This is a genomic window from Agrobacterium sp. 22-209-1 (assembly GCF_053522485.1).
The window spans coordinates 72,208-91,793 of sequence record NZ_JBNWCH010000004.1 but is presented as its reverse complement, the minus strand read 5'-3'; the positions used below and the strand labels follow the sequence as shown (position 1 = coordinate 91,793).

Here is a 19,586-nt window from a genome sequence, read left to right as displayed (position 1 = left end):
TCGCTTATTCGACCACTTTCGGGACCATAAAGAAGTCCCGGTCGGTCGCAGGCGCATTGGCGACAATGTCTTCCGCCTTGTTGCCGTCGGTCACCACGTCGGCGCGCTTTTTCATCTCCACCGGGGTGACTGACGTCATCGGCTCGACGCCGTCGACATTCACTTCCGAAAGCTGCTCCACGAAACCGAGTATGCCGTTCAACTGGCCGAGCATATTCTGCGCTTCATCTTCGGTGACAGCGATACGGGCAAGGCGCGCAACGCGCTTTACGGTGGCGAGATCGACGGACATGGTTTTACTCCGGTAGGAATTTTCCTACCCGCTATAATCACCATGTCCGTCCTTCGCAACGGTAGAAAGCATGTCGTGTCAAACTGCAGAGCGGTTTTGCGGCAACGACATGCTCTCACGCAGCTTCAGAAGGACAGCGTATCGCCGGCCTTCGGCGTTTGGACACGCGCTTGCGCCCCTTCCATGCCGGCCACGAACTTATCCGGTGTCTGGTCGATGATCGGGAAGGAACCGTAGTGGCAGGGAATGACATTGCCGAAATTGAAGAAGCGCTGGCAGGCGAGCGCCGCGACAGCTCCGCCCATGGTGAAGCGGTCACCGATCGGCACCAGGCCGATATCCGGCTGGTGCAGTTCGTTGATCAGTTTCATGTCGGAGAAGATGTCGGTGTCGCCCATGTGATAGACGGCCGGGCCGTCCTCGAAATGCAGCATCAGGCCATTGGCATTGCCGAGCGAATGGGAGACGCCATCTTCGGTGATCTGGGCGGAGGAATGCAGTGCATTGGTGAAGGTGACGGAAAAACCGTCGAAATGCACGGTCCCGCCGGTATTGCCCATATCGACTTTCGCGACACCCTTGGCGGACAGCCAAGCGGCAAGATCGGCATTGGCCAGCACGGTCGCGCCCGTTTCGCGGGCGAGCTGCACGGTATCGCCGACATGGTCGCCATGGCCATGCGTGAGGAGAATATGGGTGATGCCTTCGGCCGCCGACTTCGCATCCTGCCCGGCAAAACCGGGATTGCCGGTGAAGAAAGGATCGATGAGGATCTTCGCGCTGCCGTTTTCAAGGCGGAAGGCGGAATGGCCGAGCCAGGTGATTTTCATGGGAAGTTCTCCTTTGTATTGCCGGTATAGTATGACATAGGACGGCCTGAACAACCGCACTACCGATAATTAAGAGAGGCGACAATGGCCGCGGATAATGACGATTACGTGTATGACGAAGCGAGCGGCGAATGGCGGCCGGCTTCGGAACTGGCTGCAGAAGCGGCGCGTGCGAATGAAGTACGCGATGCGGCGGGCAATGTGCTTGAAGATGGCGATTCCGTCACCCTGATCAAGGATTTGAAGGTCAAGGGCACCAGTACGGTCATCAAGCAGGGTACCGTCATCAAGTCGATCCGCCTGACCGACAATCCCGAAGAGATCGATTGCAGGCATGATGCGGTCAAGGGTCTGGTGCTGCGCACCGAATTCGTCCGGAAGCGGTAAGGACAGCGCGAGACATGGCGACACTCACCATTGAGGAACTGGCGCAGGTGCTTCAGCCCGGCCAGGCTATTGCCGGCCTAGACCTCGGTACGAAGACAATAGGGCTTGCCATGTCTGATCTGTCGCGGCGTTTCGCGACGCCGCGTCCGGTGATCAAGAGGGTGAAATTCACGCAGGATGCGCAGGTGCTTCTGGCTTTTGCGGAAAAGGAAAAAGTAGCGGCTTTCGTCATAGGCCTTCCCATGAACATGGACGGTTCCGCAGGGCCACGCGTGCAGGCCACGCGCGCCTTCGTGCGCACTATGGGAGAAAAAACCGACCTGCCCTTCATTTATTGGGATGAGCGGCTTTCAACCGTCGCCGCAGAACGCGCTTTGCTGGAAATGGATGTCTCTCGTGCCAAACGCGCCGAACGCATCGATTCGGCGGCGGCGAGCTTCATTCTTCAGGGTGCGCTGGACAGGCTTTACGCACTCACCCGCGCGGCGGACTGACGGGCCTGCCACCACGCATAAATCTGCTTGCGCTTGCGGAAACCGAGAATTGCAAAAACGATCAGGCTGTCGACCGCGATGGCGCGCGCCACCAGCGGCGGCAGGCTTTCCGGCGGAAGACCGAGAATATTGCCGTAAATCTCGAAGACGAGATCATGGGTCTGACGCGTCAGCATGTAGAAGCCGAAGCTCATGTCGTAATAGGAGAGCCAGTACCAGCTGCCCAGCAATGCGACGGGACCGGCCCATAGGATAAGAAACCACTTCATGCCGCCTGCCCCCGTACAAACATCGTATCGGGAAAGCCGGCAAGCACCGCCCAGCGCACCGCAGCCATCAGGCAGAGGTTCAGCGCCGGCGCGTCGATATCCAACGGCAGCATCACAAAAAACGTCATCATGACGCCTAAAGCTGTCCAGCGGCTCACTTGCGGCTCCCTTATGCGCAGTCATTGCGCATGGTTAACATTTCGTTAATCCACACTGGACCGGCAGCCAGGGCGAGGCAAATGAAAGCTGTTATTATGGTTAATGGCGGTCGGGCGAGTTGTGGAAAAGAATGTGTTCCTGTGAACGGACGGAAGCACCGGGCGGTTGCGCGCCCGGTGAAAACATGGCTGATTTTTCGTTAATTCGGGCTTGCCTCGGCTGTTCCCATCAGCTCCGGCAACGCGTGTCAGCCGTAAACGCCGCGCACCAGTCTTTTGACGGCGGTGGTGATCTTGTCCCAGTCCCGGTCTGATTTGAGCGGCACGCCAGCGAACTGACCGCTGGTGGCAGCAGAAATGACGAGGTGCTGAATTGCGGCGAACAGGACAGCATTGACGGCGGCGGTATCCACACCCTTCGGCGCAGCGAGCGAGCCTCGCATGCGCTCCAGCCATTTGCCCAGCGACTTGGCGCGGGCTTCGGCCAGTTGACGCACCTGCGGTGACCCGTCAGACACTTCCCAGGCGATGATCTTGCAAACGAGAGGATCGCTGCGCAGCGCATCCATGAAATAAAGCGCCAGCTTTTCCATGAGATCGCCATAGGTCAGCAGAAACATGCCGCCAGTGTCTTCGGGAATGCGATCTTTCACCCAGGAACCGAGATTCTCGCCGATCGTCTCGATCAGACCATCAAGGCCGCCGAAATACCGATAGATGAGCTGCTTGTCGCAGCCGGCGCGGCGGGCAACGGCGTTGATGCCGAAACCTTGAAACCCCTCTTCGGCAAGCAGCGACCGTGCCGCATTAAAAATCGCCTTCTCGGTCTGAGCGCGATCCTTGATGCGCTTTTCCGGTCTGTCGGCTGAAATCGCCTCTGCGGTCGCCAGCATGATTCCCTACCCGTTTTCTGAAAGGCCTTCCTCAACGGGTTAACAAAGCGTGTGCGGAAGAACAACGTGGCGGGATGGATGGTGAGAAGGTTCCTGTGGATGACGAGTCCGCCATACCGTTTTCGGCACAGGACAGGGACGCCTCCAGACATTCTTAGGAAGTATCACCATAGTCGGCCGGAAGATGACGTTCGATTTCCATCGAATCATGAAGAACGCGACCGACGCCCACCAAACCGGGTCGTAGTGCACGATAAAGTAACAAATGTCTCGGGGTTTTAACGAGACCTGTTTCGCTTTTTGCCCGCTCAAGACTATAACGAAGGTGATAACTGCGCACGTCATCACCAAGTTCAGCGCGAATAGTCGTGCCGGCACGCAGGGGATCGCGAGCAACATCACGTAACGCAGTTGCTAGCAACTTTTCGTAGCGTTTTCTCGCTGCTGCTCCAAATGTCGCGTGGGTCCATCCAAGGATTTCGATGATGTCCGATTGTGCGGCGTCGGACAGACGATATGTCGTCATTTGTCGCCGGACTTGCCGAGCTGCACTTCAGCCTCGCGCCCAAAAGCGGAAATGAAATCGTCAAGGTCATCATCCGAAACATCAGTATAACGTCCCTGGTCGAGGTCGGCGAATCCCTGTTGCGCCGCTACCTTCAAGGCCTCCACTCTGGCTGCCTCGAGGCGCTCCCGCCTCTCAATTAACCGCAAGCCTTCACGTAGCACTTCACTGGCGTTTTGATAGCGGCCGGATTTGACGAGCTCGTCTATAATCTCTTCGTGATGCTGTGTCAGGACGACGTTACGCGTTGGCATCGGAGACTCCATCGGACTTCATTTATGCCTATCCATACCATCGATTGGCATAATCTGCCAATCTCACTCCAGCGCCATCCCAAACCAGACACTACCCGGCGTTTCGTGGCTTTCGAGGCGTTTGAACCCGCGGGTTTCCCAGAAGCGCATGCCCGCATGGTTGCGTTCGCTGGCGCCGAGGTGGATGCCGTAGACGTTGTTCTGTCTAGCCATATCGAGCCAGCGCGACAGAAGCCGGGTGCCGCCGCCCTTGCCCTGTGTACGCGGCAGGAGGTTCATGTGGATATGCGCCGGAAACGGATCGGTGAGCCAGGCTGGCGTGCGGCGCGGATGGTGGATGAACTGGGCGCGACGCTGGTCGGCGTCCCATGTCCGCTGGTCACCGCCGGGATCGGGGTAAAGGCTGCGCAGATGCGGCCACCATTCCCGCTCCAGCCGCTCTTCGTGCACCGCCGTATCGAGTGCGCCGACGATATAACCGCACACACCTTCCTCATCCTCCGCCACGAAAACGGCATCGGGCCAGAGATGCAGATAGGGCACGGAGTAGATATGCCCGACCATGCGGCCATCCTGGTAAAGGGCGGCGGCGTCCTGCCCGGCATCGCCGGTGGCGAGGCTTATGGCGTAGAGCGCGTCTTCATCCTCGGCGCGGGCGGAACGGAAGGTCAGCATTGGCAGCCGCCTTCCCTTGCCGCGCATCGACGCGCGAGGACATCATGACAGATAAGAACACGCCTCACGCCATTGCTATTTTTCAAATCCGAGACCCCTCCCGCCGGGACTGCAAAACCTTCATCCGCATGCATCGGTCAAGATGCAGGCGGATAAAGAAGATCGATTATATAATTCGGATCGAAGCGGGAATCGAGCATGCCGTAAGTGTGCCGCCAGCCGCCAGCCAGGCGGGTCTCGAGGAAGGCATCGGCGATCTTGCCGGCGCCAAGGCGGCAAAGCTCGGCGGCAGCCGCCGCGAGTGCAAACTGCTCCACCAGCAGGCGGGCCGCACCCTCGTCACGCTCGGCAAGAGCGATCGCGGCGCGCAGCACGTCGGTGGTCTTTTTGCCGGCCGCTCCGAGATCGCGCTCCAGCGTCTGGAAGACGAGATCGAACAGGTCCTTGCCGCGCTGGAGAACCCGCAGCACATCCAGCGCCATGACGTTGCCGGAACCTTCCCAGATGGCGTTGACGGGCGCTTCGCGGTAGTGGCGGGCAATCGGCCGCTCTTCCACGTAACCATTGCCGCCAAGGCACTCCATGGCCTCATAGATAAGCGCCGGCGCGATCTTGCAGCACCAGTATTTCACGATGGGCGTCATCACCCGCGCATAGGCGGCCTCAGCCGGATTGTTACGGGCGGCGTCGAATGCCGTCGCCAGCCTGAAGGAGAGAGCAGTGGCCGCCGCCACATCCAGCGCCATGTCGGCGAGAACGCGCGTCATGATCGGTTGCGTGACCAGCATCTTGCCGAAAACAGAACGGCCGCGGGCATAGTGCACGGCTTCGGCAAGCGAGGCGCGCATCATGCCGGCCGATGCGAGCGCGCAGTCGAGCCGCGTCAGCGTCACCATGTCGAGAATGGTGCGAATACCACTGCCGGGATCGCCCAGCAGATAACCGAAGGCATCGGTGAATTCGACTTCGGCGGAGGCGTTGGAGCGGTTGCCGAGCTTGTCCTTCAGGCGCTGGAAATGCAGGCCGTTCTTCGAACCGTCTTCCAGATAACGCGGCACGAGGAAGCAGCCCATGCCGTCGCCCATCTGGGCGAGCATGACGAAACCGTCGCTCATCGGCGCAGAAAGGAACCATTTGTGACCGGACAGGCGATAGATTCCCTCGCCCACCCGCTCCGCCGTGGTGCGGTTGGCGCGCACATCCGTGCCGCCCTGCTTTTCCGTCATGCCCATGCCAATGGTGACGGCGGTTTTCTGCAAAGCCGGCTTCTGCGAGCTGTCATATTTGCGCGAGAGTATCTTCGGCGCCCATTCCTTCTGCACGCGCGGCGAGGCCATGATGGCGGCGACGGAGGCGCTGGTCATGGTCAGCGGGCAGAGATGCCCCGCTTCCAGCTGCGAGGTCAGATAGAATTTCGTGGCGCGGGCCTTGTGCTCATTGCCGCGCGTATCGGGAGAATTTTCCCAGACGCTGGAATGCAGGCCGGACGACATGGAACGGCGCATCAGCGCGTGCCAGGCGGGGTGGAATTCCACCTGATCCAGACGCTCGCCGCGCGGACCGTGTGTATGCAGCTGCGGCACGCCCTGATTGGCCATGCGCGCCAGTTCCTGCGCCTCATGCGACGTGACATAGCGGCCGAGCTGGTCGTACTCGTCCCTCAGATTGCGCGACAGGCCGGAGGTGAGGTCGACGATCAGCGGATCGGAACGATAGGCGTTGATACCGGACCAGAGGTTTGGCTGGTTCAGTTCGGCGAGCGTTTCTTCTATCCGGGAATTCTGGGTCATCCGCTGCTTCTAGCTGTTTTGTACTGGCGTTGCATAGTGGGGTGATATTGCATAATTCCACCCGCAGGAAGCGATTGGGACGATTAAACCGCCGCTATCAGCAATTTTCGGGAATGACCCTGATCTAGGTATCCGACCCGGCGAATGCCAGACACGTTTCCGGCAAGACCGGCGGCAACGTCCGAAACAGCCCTGAGCGGCGGCGCGCAGAGATTGCGGCCACGACTGACGTGGCATGACAGATAAAGCATTCCCCAAAATCCGCAGCCAGATGTGGAACCCACGACGGGCTTTTTCGGTTGGCGACTTGATGAACGGCTGCACAGGGAGGGAACCATGGAGGCCAGCGCAAGAAAGCTTTTCGAGCGATATGAGCGATTTTTCAACAAGTCTCTTGAGGGTGACATGGATGTGGAGGAGATAGCCGAGCTCTACGCCTCCGACTTCATCGCCGCATCCCCCGCCGGGGTGATGACCGGAAAGAACGATGACCACTTAAAGCAGGTCATGATGAAGGGTTACGAGCGCTATCGGATGATCGGAACGAAGGAGATGCGGATACGCAATCTCCGTATCTCGCCCATCGATGAACATCATTGTGTGGCACATGTCGCCTGGACTGCGACCTTTGCCCGTAAGCGGCAACCGGATGTCGCAATCGATTTCGATGTTCACTACTTCGTCCAGAGGCTGGATGGAACACCGAAGGTTTTCGGTTGGGCGTCAGGCGACGAACAGGCTCTTTTGAAAGAACACGGCATCGTCTGATGTCTGTTCCTTCCGTCTTAGGACCCTTTGCCCTCGAGGATTGGGGAAACATCGCCATGTTTTCATTTCAGGAGTTGCGGGCGCTTGCCCCGCGACCATGCAGTCTCTATAGAGCGCAGGACCGAATTCCGCCGCACTCCTGAGGCGTGTTCACAGCGAAGGGGAGCGCGCGGATCAGCATTCGGGCGTTCCGGGCATTTTCACGGGAAAATGCGACGCCCGTCAGGAGGCAAACCGCATGGTCTTCTTCCCCCATCGCCATCTCCTCGGCATCAAGGGGCTTTCCCATCAGGATATCACCCTGCTTCTCGACAAGGCCGACGAGGCGGTAAAAATCAGCCGCCAGCGCGAGAAAAAGACCTCGACGCTCCGGGGGCTGACGCAGATCAACCTGTTCTTCGAAGCCTCGACGCGGACACAATCTTCCTTCGAGCTGGCCGGAAAGCGCCTCGGCGCCGATGTGATGAACATGTCGGTCGGCAATTCCTCGGTAAAGAAGGGCGAAACGCTGATCGATACGGCAATGACGCTGAACGCCATGCGCCCGGATGTGCTGGTGGTTCGCCATTCGTCGGCCGGTGCGGCCGCGCTTCTCGCGCAAAAGGTCGCCTGCTCCGTGGTCAATGCCGGAGACGGCCAGCATGAGCACCCGACACAGGCGCTTCTCGACGCGCTGACCATCCGCCGCGCCAAGGGCGAGCTTTCGGGTATCACAGTGGCAATCTGCGGCGATGTGCTGCATTCGCGCGTTGCCCGCTCCAACATCATCCTGCTCAACCAGATGGGTGCGCGTGTGCGCGTCGTCGCTCCCGCCACGCTTCTTCCCTCCGGCATTCGCGACATGAGCGTGGAGGTTTTCCACGACATGAAGGAAGGATTGAAGGACGCCGATGTGGTGATGATGCTGCGCCTTCAGCGTGAGCGTATGTCCGGCTCCTTCGTGCCTTCGGTGCGCGAATATTTCCACTATTACGGTCTGGATGCCGAGAAGCTGAAGGCAGCGAAGGAAGATGCGCTGGTCATGCATCCCGGCCCGATGAACCGTGGCGTGGAAATCGCCTCCGAAGTGGCAGATGGTCCGCAGAGCGTCATTGAAAGCCAGGTGGAAATGGGGGTTGCCGTGCGCATGGCCGTCATGGAAACCCTGCTTGTTTCGCAAAATCAAGGTGAGCGCGTATGAGTGCCGCGACCGTTCTCAAGAACCTCCGCATCGTTGATCCTTCCCGCAATCTCGATGAGACCGGCAGCATCGTCATCGGCGCCGATGGCACCATTCTGGCGGCTGGCAAGGACGCACATAATCAGGGCGCTCCGGAAGGGGCGACGGTTCGCGACTACAAGGGTATGCTGGCCGTTCCCGGTTTGGTGGATGCCCGCGTCTTTGTCGGCGAACCCGGCGCCGAGCACCGCGAAACCATCGAATCCGCCTCACGCGCGGCAGCGGCCGGTGGCGTCACCAGCATCATCATGATGCCGGATACCGATCCTGTGATCGATGACATCGCGCTTGTCGAATATGTGAAGAAGACGGCGCGCGACAAGGCAATCGTCAATGTCCATCCCGCAGCCGCTTTGACCAAGGGCCTGCGGGGCGAGGAAATGACCGAGTTCGGCATGTTGAAGGAAGCCGGTGCGGTGGCCTTCACCAATGGCCGCAAGGCGCTTTCCGACACGCTGGTGCTGCGCCGCGCCATGACCTACGCCCGTGAACTCGGCGCGGTGATCGCGCTCGAGACGCGCGACAAATATATCGGTGGCGGCGACATGAACGAGGGGCTTTTCGCGAGCTGGCTCGGCCTGTCAGGCGTTCCCAAGGAAGCCGAGATCATTCCGCTTGAGCGCGACCTGCGCATTGCTGGACTGACGCAGGCGATCTACCACGCCGCCAAGATTTCCGTTCCGGAATCGGCAGAAGCGATCCGCGTTGCGCGGCAGCGGGGCGTGAAGGCCACCTGCGGCATCTCGATCAATCACCTCACGCTCAATGAGAACGATATCGGCGAATACCGCACCTTCTTCAAGCTCTCGCCACCGCTGCGCGCTGAAGACGACCGCAAGGCGATGGTGGAAGCGCTGAAGGACGGCACGATCGATATCATCGTCTCATCGCATGATCCGCAGGATGTCGACACCAAGCGCCTGCCGTTTTCTGATGCGGCGAGCGGCGCGGTGGGGCTCGAAACCATGCTGGCGGCGGCGTTGCGCCTCCATCACAGTGGCGACGTTCCGCTGATGCGGCTGATCGATGCGCTCTCCACCCGCCCAGCCAAGATTTTCGGACTGGATGCAGGAACGCTCAAAGCCGGTGCGAAGGCAGATATCACGCTGATCGACCTCGATGAGCCGTGGCTCGTGGCGAAGGACCAGCTGGTCTCGAAATCCAAGAACACGCCGTTCGAGGATGCCCGTTTCAGCGGCCGTGCTGTCGCCACTTATGTGGCTGGCAAAGCCGTTCATTCCTTGGCATAAGATCACGAACAGAGATCACGCTGACGGCGGGACAGAGGGGACATTGGAATGAGTGCTTTGACTGAGTGGCAGACCGCGCCTGCCCTTCTCGCGCTGGCGGCGCTGATCGGCTATCTATTGGGCTCCATTCCGTTCGGCCTCCTTCTTACCCGCATGGCCGGTCTGGGCGACGTGCGCAAGATCGGCTCCGGCAATATCGGCGCCACCAACGTGCTGCGTACCGGCAACAAGAAGCTCGCCGCCGCAACCCTTTTGCTCGACGCGCTGAAGGGCACGGCGGCGGTTCTGGTCGCCAATGCGCTCTGGGGTTACGAAGCCTCGCTGGTCGCCGGTTTCTTCGCATTTCTCGGCCACCTGTTTCCCGTGTGGCTGGGCTTCAAGGGCGGCAAGGGTGTGGCCACCTATATCGGCGTTCTTCTAGGCGCGGCTCCCCTCATGATGCTTGCCTTTGCGCTCATCTGGATCGCGACCGCCTTTATCACCCGTTATTCGTCGCTCTCGGCGCTGGTGGCAATGGTGATCGTCCCCGTAGCGCTTTGGGTGCTCGGACCCGAGAAGACGGCGCTTCTCGTGACGCTGCTCAGTGTGATTTCCTGGTTGAAACACCACGAAAATATCAGACGTCTGATTGCGGGCACGGAAAGCAGGATCGGACAGAAGAGCTAAGGTTCACCTTGGGGACATGTCATGCCGAATACGGAAACTACACGGCAGGGCATAGAGCTTTCCGCGCGGCAGCGGGTGGCGTGGCTACGGTTGATCCGCAGCGATAATATCGGTCCCGTGACCTTTCGCGAACTTATCAATCATTTCGGCAGTGCTGAAAAGGCGCTCGATGCCCTGCCCGAACTGTCGCGCCGTGGCGGTTCTTCGCGCAGTCCGCGCATTGCCACCCAGGCGGAAGCGGAAAGCGAGATCGAAACCGCCGATAAATTCGGCGCGCGTTTCGTCGGCATTGGCGAACCGGATTATCCGCCAGCCCTGCGGCAGATGGATGGGGCGCCGCCGCTGATCGCCATGAAGGGATCGGCGGATGCGGCGACAAGAGCCTGCGTCGGCATCGTCGGTTCACGCAACGCCTCCATCAACGGCGCGAAATTCGCCGCCATGCTGGCACGCGACTGTGGGCGGGCCGGTTATACGATTGCATCGGGACTGGCGCGGGGCATCGATGCGGCCGCGCACAGGGCAAGTCTTGCAACCGGCACAGTGGCTATGCTGGCCGGCGGTCTCGACCGCCCCTACCCGCAGGAAAATTTCGGACTTTTGCAGGAAATATACGATCAGGGCGGCGCGACAATCAGCGAAATGCCGTTTGGCTGGGAGCCTCGCGCGCGGGATTTCCCGCGCCGCAATCGGCTGATCGCGGGCGTCTCGCTCGGCGTCGTCATCGTGGAAGCGGCGGAACGTTCGGGTTCATTGATTACGGCGCGGCTTGCAGGTGAAGCCGGACGACTGGTGTTTGCCGTGCCCGGCTCGCCGCTCGACGCGCGCTGTGAAGGCACCAACCGGCTGATCAAGGAAGGCGCCATGCTGACCACGGGTGCAGCCGATATCCTCGACGCACTGCGACCGCTGATGGAGCCGCAATTGCCCTATGACCGCAAGATCGAGGAACCGAGATCCGACACCGAGATGTCACCACCGGGGGACGACGAGCGTAGCATCATCGCCGCCGCTCTCGGTCCCTCGCCTGTGGAAACGGACGATATCATCCGTCACACGGGTTTCTCCGCTGCCACCGTTCACCTGGTGCTGCTGGAGCTTGATATTGCCGGACGTCTAAACCGGCATGCCGGGGGGCGTGTTTCGCTCTTCATCGCGGATTGACAGCTTGCGCCGTCCGCTCTGGATATCGCCGACTTCGACATAGGCCATCTCGATCAGATAACACAGCATGTCGGCGCCTTCCCGGTGCGCTACCTGCCGCAGTTCCGCCAGCATCTGGCGGATGTATGCCAAGCTCTCTCTGGTCCCTTCATTTTCGGCATTATTGTTTGTCGCGTTCGGGACCATATATTTATCCTGGAAATTCAGCCTGAAACGGGAAGCATTAAGTCTGTTCAAATGATGTTGCCCATCATAACCAATTTACCAAAGATTGCAATACAACAATAGATTATCCATAGGTTGCACTCATCTTGAAGCGAGAAAATCGGGCTTGCCTCTTGACCAGCGGGCATTACCTGTCCATGTCGAATTATAAAGAAGGCCAATTGCGGCACCACGCTGCAACCGGGGCCACGTTAACGGACCAGTTCCAGAGAAGAACAATATGAATGTCGTCGTCGTAGAATCTCCTGCCAAAGCCAAGACGATCAATAAGTATCTTGGCTCGGGCTATAAGGTTCTTGCATCCTTTGGCCACGTCAGAGACCTTCCTGCCAAGGACGGATCGGTGCTGCCCGATCAGGATTTCGAAATGTCCTGGGAGGTCGATAGCGCGTCCGCCAAACGCATGAAGGATATTGCCGATGCGGTAAAATCCTCCGACGGCCTTTTTCTCGCAACCGACCCGGATCGCGAAGGCGAAGCCATTTCCTGGCACGTTCTCGATCTCCTGAAGAAGAAGCGTGTGCTTGGCGACAAGCCGGTGAAGCGCGTGGTCTTCAACGCCATCACCAAGAAGGCGGTTCTGGACGCCATGGCCAACCCGCGCGACATCGATGTGCCGCTGGTCGACGCCTATCTCGCCCGCCGTGCGCTGGATTATCTCGTCGGTTTCAACCTCTCCCCGGTCCTGTGGCGCAAGCTGCCCGGCGCGCGTTCCGCCGGCCGCGTCCAGTCGGTGGCGCTGCGCCTCGTCTGCGACCGCGAATCCGAGATTGAGCGTTTCATTTCCGAAGAATACTGGAACATCAGCGCGCTTCTGAAGACACCGCGCGGTGACGAGTTCGAAGCCAAGCTGGTTTCGGCCGATGGCAAGCGCCTGCAAAACCGCTCGATCAAGACCGGAGACGATGCGAACCGGCTGAAGGCGCTGCTGGAAGGCGCGACCTATGTCGTGGATACGGTCGAGGCGAAACCCGTCAAGCGCAATCCCGGCCCGCCCTTCACCACCTCGACGCTGCAGCAGGCCGCGTCTTCGCGCATGGGCTTTGGCGCCTCGCGCACCATGCAGGTGGCGCAGAAGCTTTATGAAGGTATCGATATCGGCGGCGAGACCGTCGGTCTGATCACCTATATGCGTACCGACGGCGTACAGATGGCCCCGGAGGCGATCGATGCCGCCCGAAAGGCCATTGGCGAGCAGTTCGGCGACCGTTATGTGCCGGAAAAGGCGCGCTTTTACTCCACCAAGGCCAAGAACGCCCAGGAAGCGCACGAAGCAATCCGCCCGACCGATTTCAACCGCACGCCGGATCAGGTGAAGCGTTACCTCGATGCCGATCAGTTGCGTCTTTACGATCTGATCTGGAAGCGCGGTATCGCCAGCCAGATGGCGTCGGCAGAAATCGAGCGTACCACAGTGGAAATCCTTGCCACCAATGGCGGCGAGAAGGCTGGCCTGCGCGCCGTTGGCTCTGTCATCCGCTTCGACGGCTTTATCGCCGCCTATACCGACCAGAAGGAAGATGGCGAGCAGAGCGACGATGGTGACGATGAAGGCCGTCTGCCGCCGATCAATGAGCGCGAGAACCTCGCCAAGCAGAAGATCAACGCCAGCCAGCACTTCACCGAACCGCCGCCGCGTTATTCGGAAGCCTCGCTTATCAAGAAGATGGAAGAACTCGGCATCGGCCGTCCTTCCACCTATGCGGCAACGCTGAAGACGCTGAGCGACCGCGAATATATCGTCGTCGACAAGCGCAAGCTGATCCCGCATTCGCGCGGCCGGCTTGTGACGGCTTTCCTCGAAAGCTTCTTTACCAAATACGTCGAATATGATTTCACCGCCGCCCTTGAAGAAAAGCTCGACCGCATCTCCGCCGGCGAGTTGGACTGGAAGCAGGTTCTGCGTGATTTCTGGAAGGATTTCTTCGCCCAGATCGAAGACACCAAGGAACTGCGTGTCACCAACGTTCTGGATGCGCTGAACGAGGTTCTGGCGCCGCTGGTCTTCCCCAAGCGCGAGGATGGCTCCGATCCGCGCATCTGTCAGGTTTGCGGCACCGGCAATCTTTCGCTGAAGCTCGGCAAATACGGCGCTTTCGTCGGTTGCTCCAACTATCCGGAATGCAACTACACCCGCCAGCTGACCTCGGACGGTTCGGAAGCCGAAGCTGCAGCTTCGAACGAGCCGAAGGCGTTGGGCGCCGATCCTATGACCGGCGAGGAGCTGACGCTGCGCTCTGGCCGTTTCGGGCCTTACATCCAGCGCGGTGACGGTAAGGAGGCCAAGCGCTCCTCGCTGCCCAAGGGCTGGAAGCCTGAAGATATCGACCACGAAAAGGCCTTGGCGCTCATCAATCTGCCCCGCGATATCGGCAAGCACCCGGAGACGGCCAAGATGATCTCCGCCGGCCTCGGCCGCTATGGGCCGTTCCTGCTGCATGATGGTTCCTATGCGAACCTTGAAAGCATCGAGGACGTGTTCTCGATCGGTCTCAACCGAGCCGTGACCGTTATTGCCGAAAAGCAGAGCAAGGGACCAGGACGCGGCCGCAGCGGCACGCCGGCTGCTCTCAAGGAACTGGGCGACCATCCCGATGGCGGCGCCATCACCGTCCGCGACGGGCGGTATGGCGCTTACGTCAACTGGGGCAAGGTCAATGCCACCATTCCGAAGGGGCAGGATCCGGCTTCCGTGACGCTGGACGAGGCGCTGGTGCTGATTGCCGAGCGCATTGCCAAGACCGGCACAGGCGGCAAGCCCGCCAAGGGCAGGAAGACGGCTGCCAAGAAGGCCGATGGTGACGCCGCGGCCAAGCCGAAGGCGACCAAGGCCAAGGCGGCAACCAAGAGCAAGGCGGCCGCCAAGCCGAAGGCAGCGGCCAAACCCAAGAAGGCAGCAGAGTGAGCAAGGCGCCACGTCAGAGACAGGGTTCCGCCAGTGACGGTTTCGGACGCACCGGGCGCGGCAAGCGGGTGAGCGAAGGTGAAGGCATCATCCATGGCGAGGTGCCTTCCCGCGAAGTGCTGCTGAAATTCATCGCGGACCATCCGCAGCAGGCCTCCAAACGCGAAATCGCCAAGGCTTTCGGGCTGAAGGGCGAAAACCGCATCGTTCTGAAAGCCCTGCTGAAGGAACTCGAAGTCGACGGCATGGTGCACAAGAGCCGCAAGTCGCTGACGCGACCGGGCGGCCTGCCGCCCGTGACGGTTCTCGACATCACCACCCGCGACAAAGACGGCGAATTGATCGGACGCCCGGCGGAATGGCCCGAGGATCTGGGCGCAGCGCCGGCCGTGCTCATCCGCCAGTCCTCGCAGGACCGCGGCAAAAAGGCTCCGGCAGCGGGTCTCGGTGACCGTATTCTGGCGAAAATCTTCCCCTCCAAGGAAAACTCCGGCCCGGCCTATACGGCCCGCGTCGTGAAGCTCATCGACCGTCGCCAGAACGCGCTGCTCGGCGTCTTCAAGGAAGCGCCCGGTGGCGGTGGACGGCTGATGCCGATCGATCGCCGCGGCGAAGAAATGGTGATCGATCCCGATGGCGTCGGCGATGCCAAGGATGGCGATCTGATCGAGGTTGAAACCTCGCGCAACAGCGGCCGTTATGGCCTGACCCGCGCCAAGGTGCTGTCGGTCATCGGCTCGGTGGCCTCGGAAAAGGCGATCTCGATGATCGCGATCCATGCGCACGGCATCCCGCATATCTTCCCGCCGAATGTTCTGGCGGAAGCGGATGCCGCCAAGGCAGCGACCATGTCGCACCGCGAGGACTGGCGCGACCTGCCGCTCATCACCATCGATCCGGCCGACGCCAAGGACCATGACGACGCAGTTTATGCCGAACCTGACCACTCGCCCGACAATCCTGACGGTGTCATCGTCACCGTCGCCATTGCCGATGTCTCCTGGTATGTGCGGCCCGGCGCGCCACTCGACCGCGAGGCGCTGAAGCGCGGCAACTCCGTCTATTTCCCCGACCGTGTCGTGCCGATGCTGCCGGAGCGCATTTCCAACGATCTCTGCTCGCTGAAGGAAGGCGTCGATCGCCCTGCCCTTGCCGTGCGGATGACGTTTTCAAAGGAAGGCCGCAAGGCGAGCCACACTTTCCATCGCATCATGATGAAAAGTGCCGCCAAGCTGTCTTACCAGCAGGCGCAAGCCGCAATCGACGGTACGCCTGACGACAAGACCGGCCCGCTGCTGGAACCGATCCTGAAGCCGCTGTGGCACGCCTATGAGGTGATGAAGCGCGGGCGCGACCGCCGCCAACCGCTGGAACTCGATATGCCAGAGCGCAAAATCCAGCTCAGGCCCGACGGCACGGTAGACAAGGTCGTCATTCCCGAACGCCTCGATGCGCACAAGCTGATCGAGGAAATGATGATCCAGGCGAATGTCGCCGCCGCCGAGACGCTCGAAAAGAAGAAGCAGCCGCTGGTCTATCGCGTCCACGATGCGCCCACACTTTCCAAGCAGGAAGTGCTGCGCGAATTCCTCGGCACCATCGGCATTTCCATGGCCAAGGGTGCGGCCATGCGCGCCAATTCCTTCAACGGCATTCTGGCGCGCGCCATCGATACGCCGCACCAGATCATGGTCAACGAGATGGTGCTGCGCAGCCAGAGCCAGGCGATCTACAGCCCCGAAAATATCGGCCATTTCGGCCTCAACCTGATGAAATACGCCCATTTCACCTCACCGATCCGCCGTTATGCCGACCTCATCGTGCATCGCGCGCTGGTGGGCTCGCTTGGCCTCGGTGAAGGCGGCATCACGCCGCAGGAAGAGGCGACACTGGACGATATCGCCGCCGAAATCTCGACCTTCGAGCGCCGCGCCATGGCGGCGGAGCGAGATACGGTCAATCGCCTCATCGCGCATCACCTTTCCGAAAGGGTCGGCGAGGAATTCGAGGGCCGGGTCGGCGGTGTCACCAAGGCGGGACTATTTGTCGCGCTTCCGCAGTTTGGCGCTGATGGATTCGTTCCTATATCTACGCTTGGAACCGATTATTTCCTGTACGACGAAGCCCATCAGGCCCTCACGGGGGAAAAGACCGGTCTCGGTTATCAGCTTGGTGACACGGTGCAGGTGAGGCTCGCGGAAGCGGTGCCGCTGGCGGGTGCGCTGAGATTCGATATGCTGAGTCCGGGGCGCAAGATGCCGATGGGCGTACGCTCGTTCCATAAGGCCGGACGGCGGACAGCATGGGCTGCCGCCAAGCCCGGAACACGGCCGCCGAGAAGGCGACGATAACAAGGCCGCCTCGGCGGTTGAACGGACGGGAAGGACTTAAGGATGAGTGCACATCGGGGCTCGGAGACCGTTACCTTCGGAGACGACAGCGCCGAACGGCCGCTTGGCCGGTCCATCATGCGCGGCATGGCAAACCGTTGCCCGGCCTGTGGCAGCGGTCGCCTCTTCCGTGCCTGGCTAAAGCCGGTGGATGCCTGCGCGGCCTGCGGCGAGGAAATGCACCATCACCGCTCGGACGACCTGCCACCCTATATCTCCATCGTCATCATCGGCCATATCGCGGTCGGCGGCTTCATGATGACCGACATGGTCCTCAACATTCCCATGTGGGCCCATTTCGCCATCTGGGTGCCGATCACCATTCTGGCAGCGCTTCTGACGCTGCAACCGATCAAGGGCGGTGTCATCGGCTTGCAATGGGCGCTGAAGATGCACGGATTCGACCGAAAACAACAGAAAGTGCAGATCGACGGCTCTTCTCACTGACGGCGGACGGGACCTTGCACGTGCCTCCGCCTCCCCGGCGCGCCGAAACGACGAACACGCCCATGCGGCCGCGCGACGCCGCCTCCATGATTTTGTTCGACCGATCCGGCTCGCAACTCAGGGTGTTGATGGGCCGGCGCAGCAGCGCCCATGTTTTCATGCCGGGCGCTTATGTGTTTCCAGGCGGCAAACGCGATCCGCGCGACCATGCGCTGCCCTTTTCGAGCGATCTGCATCCCACCGTTCTCCACAGTCTCACTGCCTCCTCGGCACGGCGGCTCAGCGCCGCCGGCGCAAGAGCGCTGGCGCTTGCCGCTGCGCGCGAGCTTTTCGAGGAAACTGGCGTGGATCTTGGCTTGAACACCAGGGGTCCCGATCTTTCCCGTTTCCGATATGTGGCCCGTGCCATCACCCCGCCCGGCAATGTGCGGCGCTACGACACGCGATTCTTCTGCTGCTATGCAGATGAACTGCACCTCGATATTAGCCTCACACGCGATTCCGACGAACTCTCCGACGTGCAATGGCTTGACATGACAGACCTTTCCAGTCTGAACATGCCGAAAATCACGCGCACGGTTCTCGAAGATGTCACAAAGCTCATGATAGGTGATCCCTCATTGCCCTTTGAAAGCCCCGCGCGGCTCTATGTCACGCGCCACGGCCGGTTCATTCGAGACTTTGTATAAAGGCCGTCATGTCACAAATGAAATGCGAAGAAGCGGACGCCATCCACTGGCCCTCACTGATCGCCGCCATTTCCGCCATCAGTGCGGTCGGCGTCGCCATCGGCCTCGGCCTTCCGCTCCTGTCGATCATCCTTGAGAAGCGCGGCATCTCTTCCACCATGATCGGGGTGAATTCGGCTATGGCCGGCGTCGCGGCGATGATGGCGGCCCCCGTGACCACCAAGATCGCCCATGATTTCGGCGTGGCGCGAACCATGCTGTTCGCAGTCGTCGTTTCGGCACTGAGCGCGCTCGGTTTTTATTTCGCCGAAGCCTTCTGGATGTGGTTTCCGCTGCGAATCGTTTTCCACGGCGCCACCACCACGCTGTTCATTCTTTCCGAATACTGGATCAACATGACGGCGCCCCCCAGGAAGCGCGGCATGGTTCTCGGCATCTACGCCACCGGCCTTGCGGTCGGATTCGCGGTTGGTCCGCTGCTGTTTTCCGTGGTGGGCAGCGAAGGCATATTGCCGTTTCTGGTCGGCGCGGCGATCATCCTGCTCGCCGCGATCCCGATCTTTATGGCGCGCGGCGAAAGCCCGGAGCTGGACGAGCGGCCCAACCACCATTTCGTCCGTTATGTCTGGCTGGTGCCCATGGCGTCCGCGGCGGCCTTCGTCTTCGGTTCGGTGCAGGCCGGCGGCCTTTCGCTGTTTCCGATCTATGCGACGCGGGAAGGCTTCAACGAATCGCAGGCAGCGCTTCTCCTTACCGTGATGGGCATCGGCAACATGGTCTTCCAGATACCGATCGGCCTGCTCTCGGACCGGATGAAGGACCGGCGGACGATGCTGGGGCTGATGGCCTTTGCCGGCGTCTGCGGCACGCTGGCGCTGCCTTTCCTGGTGGAAAACTGGCTTCTGGTGGCGGCCCTGTTGCTGTTCTGGGGCGGCCTGGTCTCGGGAATGTATACTGTCGGCCTCACCCATCTCGGATCGCGCCTGAAAGGCGCCGATCTGGTCGCCGCCAATGCCGCCTTCATCTTCTGTTACGCGATCGGCACGATTGCGGGGCCGCAGGCCGTGGGCATTTCCATGGACATTGCCGGAACCGACGGGTTTGCCTGGTCGCTGGCGGTATTTTTTGGGCTTTACGTGGTGCTTTATATCGTCCGTTTTGTTTTCCGGGCGAAACAGGCTTGACTTTTCGGGCGCGATACGTAGTTTCGCGCCAGATTTAGCCGAGGTCAGAAGCGCCTGCGGCTTCTCTTTTGT

At 60.5% G+C, this 19,586-nt stretch carries 22 protein-coding genes; 12 read left to right on the top strand and 10 right to left on the bottom strand.

Going from position 1 to position 19,586, the window contains the following annotated elements; all coding sequences use genetic code 11:
- Nucleotides 1–4: 4 nt before the first annotated feature.
- Together gatC and ACQZ48_RS11595 are read right to left on the bottom strand one after the other, a co-directional pair.
- The gene (gene gatC, locus ACQZ48_RS11600) at nt 5–292 is read right to left on the bottom strand and encodes an Asp-tRNA(Asn)/Glu-tRNA(Gln) amidotransferase subunit GatC (protein WP_077982421.1); all 288 of its coding nucleotides are present in this window, start codon (nt 290–292) and stop codon (nt 5–7) included.
- 125 nt (nt 293–417) lie between these two features.
- The gene (locus ACQZ48_RS11595; RefSeq protein ID WP_191217644.1) at nt 418–1,122 is read right to left on the bottom strand and encodes a metal-dependent hydrolase; all 705 of its coding nucleotides are present in this window, start codon (nt 1,120–1,122) and stop codon (nt 418–420) included.
- 84 nt (nt 1,123–1,206) lie between these two features.
- Between ACQZ48_RS11595 and ACQZ48_RS11590 the strand changes: the two genes are divergently transcribed.
- Nucleotides 1,207–1,509 carry an alkylphosphonate utilization protein gene (locus ACQZ48_RS11590; protein ID WP_165691157.1) on the top strand — a complete coding sequence of 101 codons (303 nt, stop codon included), beginning with the start codon at nt 1,207–1,209 and terminating at the stop codon, nt 1,507–1,509.
- 14 nt (nt 1,510–1,523) lie between these two features.
- Nucleotides 1,524–2,003 carry a Holliday junction resolvase RuvX gene (ruvX, locus tag ACQZ48_RS11585; RefSeq protein ID WP_191217645.1) on the top strand — a complete coding sequence of 160 codons (480 nt, stop codon included), beginning with the start codon at nt 1,524–1,526 and terminating at the stop codon, nt 2,001–2,003.
- Here ruvX and ACQZ48_RS11580 read toward each other — a convergent pair.
- The 7 genes from ACQZ48_RS11580 to ACQZ48_RS11550 form a co-directional block, all read right to left on the bottom strand.
- Nucleotides 1,976–2,272 (bottom strand): DUF6105 family protein, encoded by a 297-nt coding sequence (locus ACQZ48_RS11580; protein ID WP_191217646.1) that lies wholly within the window; start codon nt 2,270–2,272, stop codon nt 1,976–1,978. The two genes, ruvX and ACQZ48_RS11580, sit on opposite strands and share 28 nt — an antisense overlap.
- Nucleotides 2,269–2,430 carry a hypothetical protein gene (locus ACQZ48_RS11575; protein WP_170985418.1) on the bottom strand — a complete coding sequence of 54 codons (162 nt, stop codon included), beginning with the start codon at nt 2,428–2,430 and terminating at the stop codon, nt 2,269–2,271. The genes ACQZ48_RS11580 and ACQZ48_RS11575 overlap by 4 nt, the downstream gene beginning before the upstream one ends.
- A 248-nt stretch (nt 2,431–2,678) precedes the next feature.
- Complete coding sequence (locus tag ACQZ48_RS11570; protein WP_191217647.1) at nt 2,679–3,323, bottom strand: TetR/AcrR family transcriptional regulator; 645 nt, start codon at nt 3,321–3,323, stop codon at nt 2,679–2,681.
- A 154-nt stretch (nt 3,324–3,477) separates the two neighbouring features.
- Nucleotides 3,478–3,849, bottom strand: coding sequence for a type II toxin-antitoxin system RelE/ParE family toxin (locus tag ACQZ48_RS11565; protein WP_173988945.1), 372 nt, complete (start codon nt 3,847–3,849; stop codon nt 3,478–3,480).
- Nucleotides 3,846–4,142, bottom strand: coding sequence for a type II toxin-antitoxin system ParD family antitoxin (locus tag ACQZ48_RS11560; RefSeq protein ID WP_077982950.1), 297 nt, complete (start codon nt 4,140–4,142; stop codon nt 3,846–3,848). The genes ACQZ48_RS11565 and ACQZ48_RS11560 overlap by 4 nt, the downstream gene beginning before the upstream one ends.
- Nucleotides 4,143–4,205: 63 nt before the next feature.
- Nucleotides 4,206–4,817 (bottom strand): GNAT family N-acetyltransferase, encoded by a 612-nt coding sequence (locus ACQZ48_RS11555; RefSeq protein WP_137410212.1) that lies wholly within the window; start codon nt 4,815–4,817, stop codon nt 4,206–4,208.
- Between the two features lie 137 nt (nt 4,818–4,954).
- Nucleotides 4,955–6,607, bottom strand: coding sequence for an acyl-CoA dehydrogenase family protein (locus tag ACQZ48_RS11550; RefSeq protein WP_077982425.1), 1,653 nt, complete (start codon nt 6,605–6,607; stop codon nt 4,955–4,957).
- 336 nt (nt 6,608–6,943) lie between these two features.
- On the opposite strand from ACQZ48_RS11550, the gene ACQZ48_RS11545 reads away from it, so the two are divergent.
- The 5 genes from ACQZ48_RS11545 (at nt 6,944) to dprA (ending at nt 11,674) form a co-directional block, all read left to right on the top strand.
- The gene (locus tag ACQZ48_RS11545; RefSeq protein WP_077982426.1) at nt 6,944–7,375 is read left to right on the top strand and encodes a DUF4440 domain-containing protein; all 432 of its coding nucleotides are present in this window, start codon (nt 6,944–6,946) and stop codon (nt 7,373–7,375) included.
- Nucleotides 7,376–7,613: 238 nt separating this feature from the next.
- Nucleotides 7,614–8,555, top strand: a complete 942-nt coding sequence (locus ACQZ48_RS11540) for an aspartate carbamoyltransferase catalytic subunit (protein WP_173986855.1) — start codon at nt 7,614–7,616, stop codon at nt 8,553–8,555.
- Entirely contained in the window at nt 8,552–9,844 is a 1,293-nt protein-coding gene (locus ACQZ48_RS11535) for a dihydroorotase (protein WP_191217649.1), read from the top strand. Before ACQZ48_RS11540 ends, ACQZ48_RS11535 begins: the two co-directional genes overlap by 4 nt.
- 48 nt (nt 9,845–9,892) lie before the next feature.
- Complete coding sequence (gene plsY, locus ACQZ48_RS11530) at nt 9,893–10,510, top strand: glycerol-3-phosphate 1-O-acyltransferase PlsY (protein WP_170985485.1); 618 nt, start codon at nt 9,893–9,895, stop codon at nt 10,508–10,510.
- A 21-nt stretch (nt 10,511–10,531) separates the two neighbouring features.
- Nucleotides 10,532–11,674 carry a DNA-processing protein DprA gene (gene dprA / locus ACQZ48_RS11525; RefSeq protein WP_191217650.1) on the top strand — a complete coding sequence of 381 codons (1,143 nt, stop codon included), beginning with the start codon at nt 10,532–10,534 and terminating at the stop codon, nt 11,672–11,674.
- On the opposite strand, the gene ACQZ48_RS11520 is transcribed toward dprA, so the two are convergent.
- Nucleotides 11,627–11,860: a hypothetical protein gene (locus ACQZ48_RS11520; RefSeq protein ID WP_142912129.1), complete on the bottom strand. Its 234-nt coding sequence runs from the start codon at nt 11,858–11,860 to the stop codon at nt 11,627–11,629. The genes dprA and ACQZ48_RS11520 overlap by 48 nt on opposite strands.
- A gap of 259 nt (nt 11,861–12,119) precedes the next feature.
- On the opposite strand from ACQZ48_RS11520, the gene topA reads away from it, so the two are divergent.
- The 5 genes from topA (at nt 12,120) to ACQZ48_RS11495 (ending at nt 19,514) form a co-directional block, all read left to right on the top strand.
- Nucleotides 12,120–14,804 (top strand): type I DNA topoisomerase, encoded by a 2,685-nt coding sequence (topA, locus tag ACQZ48_RS11515; RefSeq protein ID WP_448728828.1) that lies wholly within the window; start codon nt 12,120–12,122, stop codon nt 14,802–14,804.
- Nucleotides 14,801–17,155, top strand: a complete 2,355-nt coding sequence (gene rnr, locus ACQZ48_RS11510) for a ribonuclease R (protein ID WP_173988932.1) — start codon at nt 14,801–14,803, stop codon at nt 17,153–17,155. The genes topA and rnr overlap by 4 nt, the downstream gene beginning before the upstream one ends.
- 42 nt (nt 17,156–17,197) lie before the next feature.
- Nucleotides 17,198–17,641, top strand: a complete 444-nt coding sequence (locus ACQZ48_RS11505) for a DUF983 domain-containing protein (protein ID WP_142912126.1) — start codon at nt 17,198–17,200, stop codon at nt 17,639–17,641.
- Between the two features lie 62 nt (nt 17,642–17,703).
- Nucleotides 17,704–18,330 carry an NUDIX hydrolase gene (locus ACQZ48_RS11500; protein ID WP_173988931.1) on the top strand — a complete coding sequence of 209 codons (627 nt, stop codon included), beginning with the start codon at nt 17,704–17,706 and terminating at the stop codon, nt 18,328–18,330.
- 17 nt (nt 18,331–18,347) lie between these two features.
- On the top strand, nt 18,348–19,514 hold the full coding sequence (locus tag ACQZ48_RS11495; protein ID WP_162520391.1) for an MFS transporter: 1,167 nt from the start codon (nt 18,348–18,350) through the stop codon (nt 19,512–19,514).
- Nucleotides 19,515–19,586: the final 72 nt, after the last annotated feature.

Excerpts from the sequence above, each read along its gene's own strand:
- gatC (WP_077982421.1), bottom strand. The coding sequence starts at position 292 with ATGTCCGTCGATCTCGCCACCGTAAAGCGCGTTGCGCGCCTTGCCCGT.
- ACQZ48_RS11595 (WP_191217644.1), bottom strand. The coding sequence starts at position 1,122 with ATGAAAATCACCTGGCTCGGCCATTCCGCCTTCCGCCTTGAAAACGGC.
- ACQZ48_RS11590 (WP_165691157.1), top strand. The coding sequence starts at position 1,207 with ATGGCCGCGGATAATGACGATTACGTGTATGACGAAGCGAGCGGCGAA.
- ruvX (WP_191217645.1), top strand. The coding sequence starts at position 1,524 with ATGGCGACACTCACCATTGAGGAACTGGCGCAGGTGCTTCAGCCCGGC.
- ACQZ48_RS11580 (WP_191217646.1), bottom strand. The coding sequence starts at position 2,272 with ATGAAGTGGTTTCTTATCCTATGGGCCGGTCCCGTCGCATTGCTGGGC.
- ACQZ48_RS11570 (WP_191217647.1), bottom strand. The coding sequence starts at position 3,323 with ATGCTGGCGACCGCAGAGGCGATTTCAGCCGACAGACCGGAAAAGCGC.
- ACQZ48_RS11565 (WP_173988945.1), bottom strand. The coding sequence starts at position 3,849 with ATGACGACATATCGTCTGTCCGACGCCGCACAATCGGACATCATCGAA.
- ACQZ48_RS11560 (WP_077982950.1), bottom strand. The coding sequence starts at position 4,142 with ATGCCAACGCGTAACGTCGTCCTGACACAGCATCACGAAGAGATTATA.
- ACQZ48_RS11555 (WP_137410212.1), bottom strand. The coding sequence starts at position 4,817 with ATGCTGACCTTCCGTTCCGCCCGCGCCGAGGATGAAGACGCGCTCTAC.
- ACQZ48_RS11550 (WP_077982425.1), bottom strand. The coding sequence starts at position 6,607 with ATGACCCAGAATTCCCGGATAGAAGAAACGCTCGCCGAACTGAACCAG.
- ACQZ48_RS11545 (WP_077982426.1), top strand. The coding sequence starts at position 6,944 with ATGGAGGCCAGCGCAAGAAAGCTTTTCGAGCGATATGAGCGATTTTTC.
- ACQZ48_RS11540 (WP_173986855.1), top strand. The coding sequence starts at position 7,614 with ATGGTCTTCTTCCCCCATCGCCATCTCCTCGGCATCAAGGGGCTTTCC.
- ACQZ48_RS11535 (WP_191217649.1), top strand. The coding sequence starts at position 8,552 with ATGAGTGCCGCGACCGTTCTCAAGAACCTCCGCATCGTTGATCCTTCC.
- plsY (WP_170985485.1), top strand. The coding sequence starts at position 9,893 with ATGAGTGCTTTGACTGAGTGGCAGACCGCGCCTGCCCTTCTCGCGCTG.
- dprA (WP_191217650.1), top strand. The coding sequence starts at position 10,532 with ATGCCGAATACGGAAACTACACGGCAGGGCATAGAGCTTTCCGCGCGG.
- ACQZ48_RS11520 (WP_142912129.1), bottom strand. The coding sequence starts at position 11,860 with ATGGTCCCGAACGCGACAAACAATAATGCCGAAAATGAAGGGACCAGA.
- topA (WP_448728828.1), top strand. The coding sequence starts at position 12,120 with ATGAATGTCGTCGTCGTAGAATCTCCTGCCAAAGCCAAGACGATCAAT.
- ACQZ48_RS11505 (WP_142912126.1), top strand. The coding sequence starts at position 17,198 with ATGAGTGCACATCGGGGCTCGGAGACCGTTACCTTCGGAGACGACAGC.
- ACQZ48_RS11500 (WP_173988931.1), top strand. The coding sequence starts at position 17,704 with ATGCGGCCGCGCGACGCCGCCTCCATGATTTTGTTCGACCGATCCGGC.
- ACQZ48_RS11495 (WP_162520391.1), top strand. The coding sequence starts at position 18,348 with ATGAAATGCGAAGAAGCGGACGCCATCCACTGGCCCTCACTGATCGCC.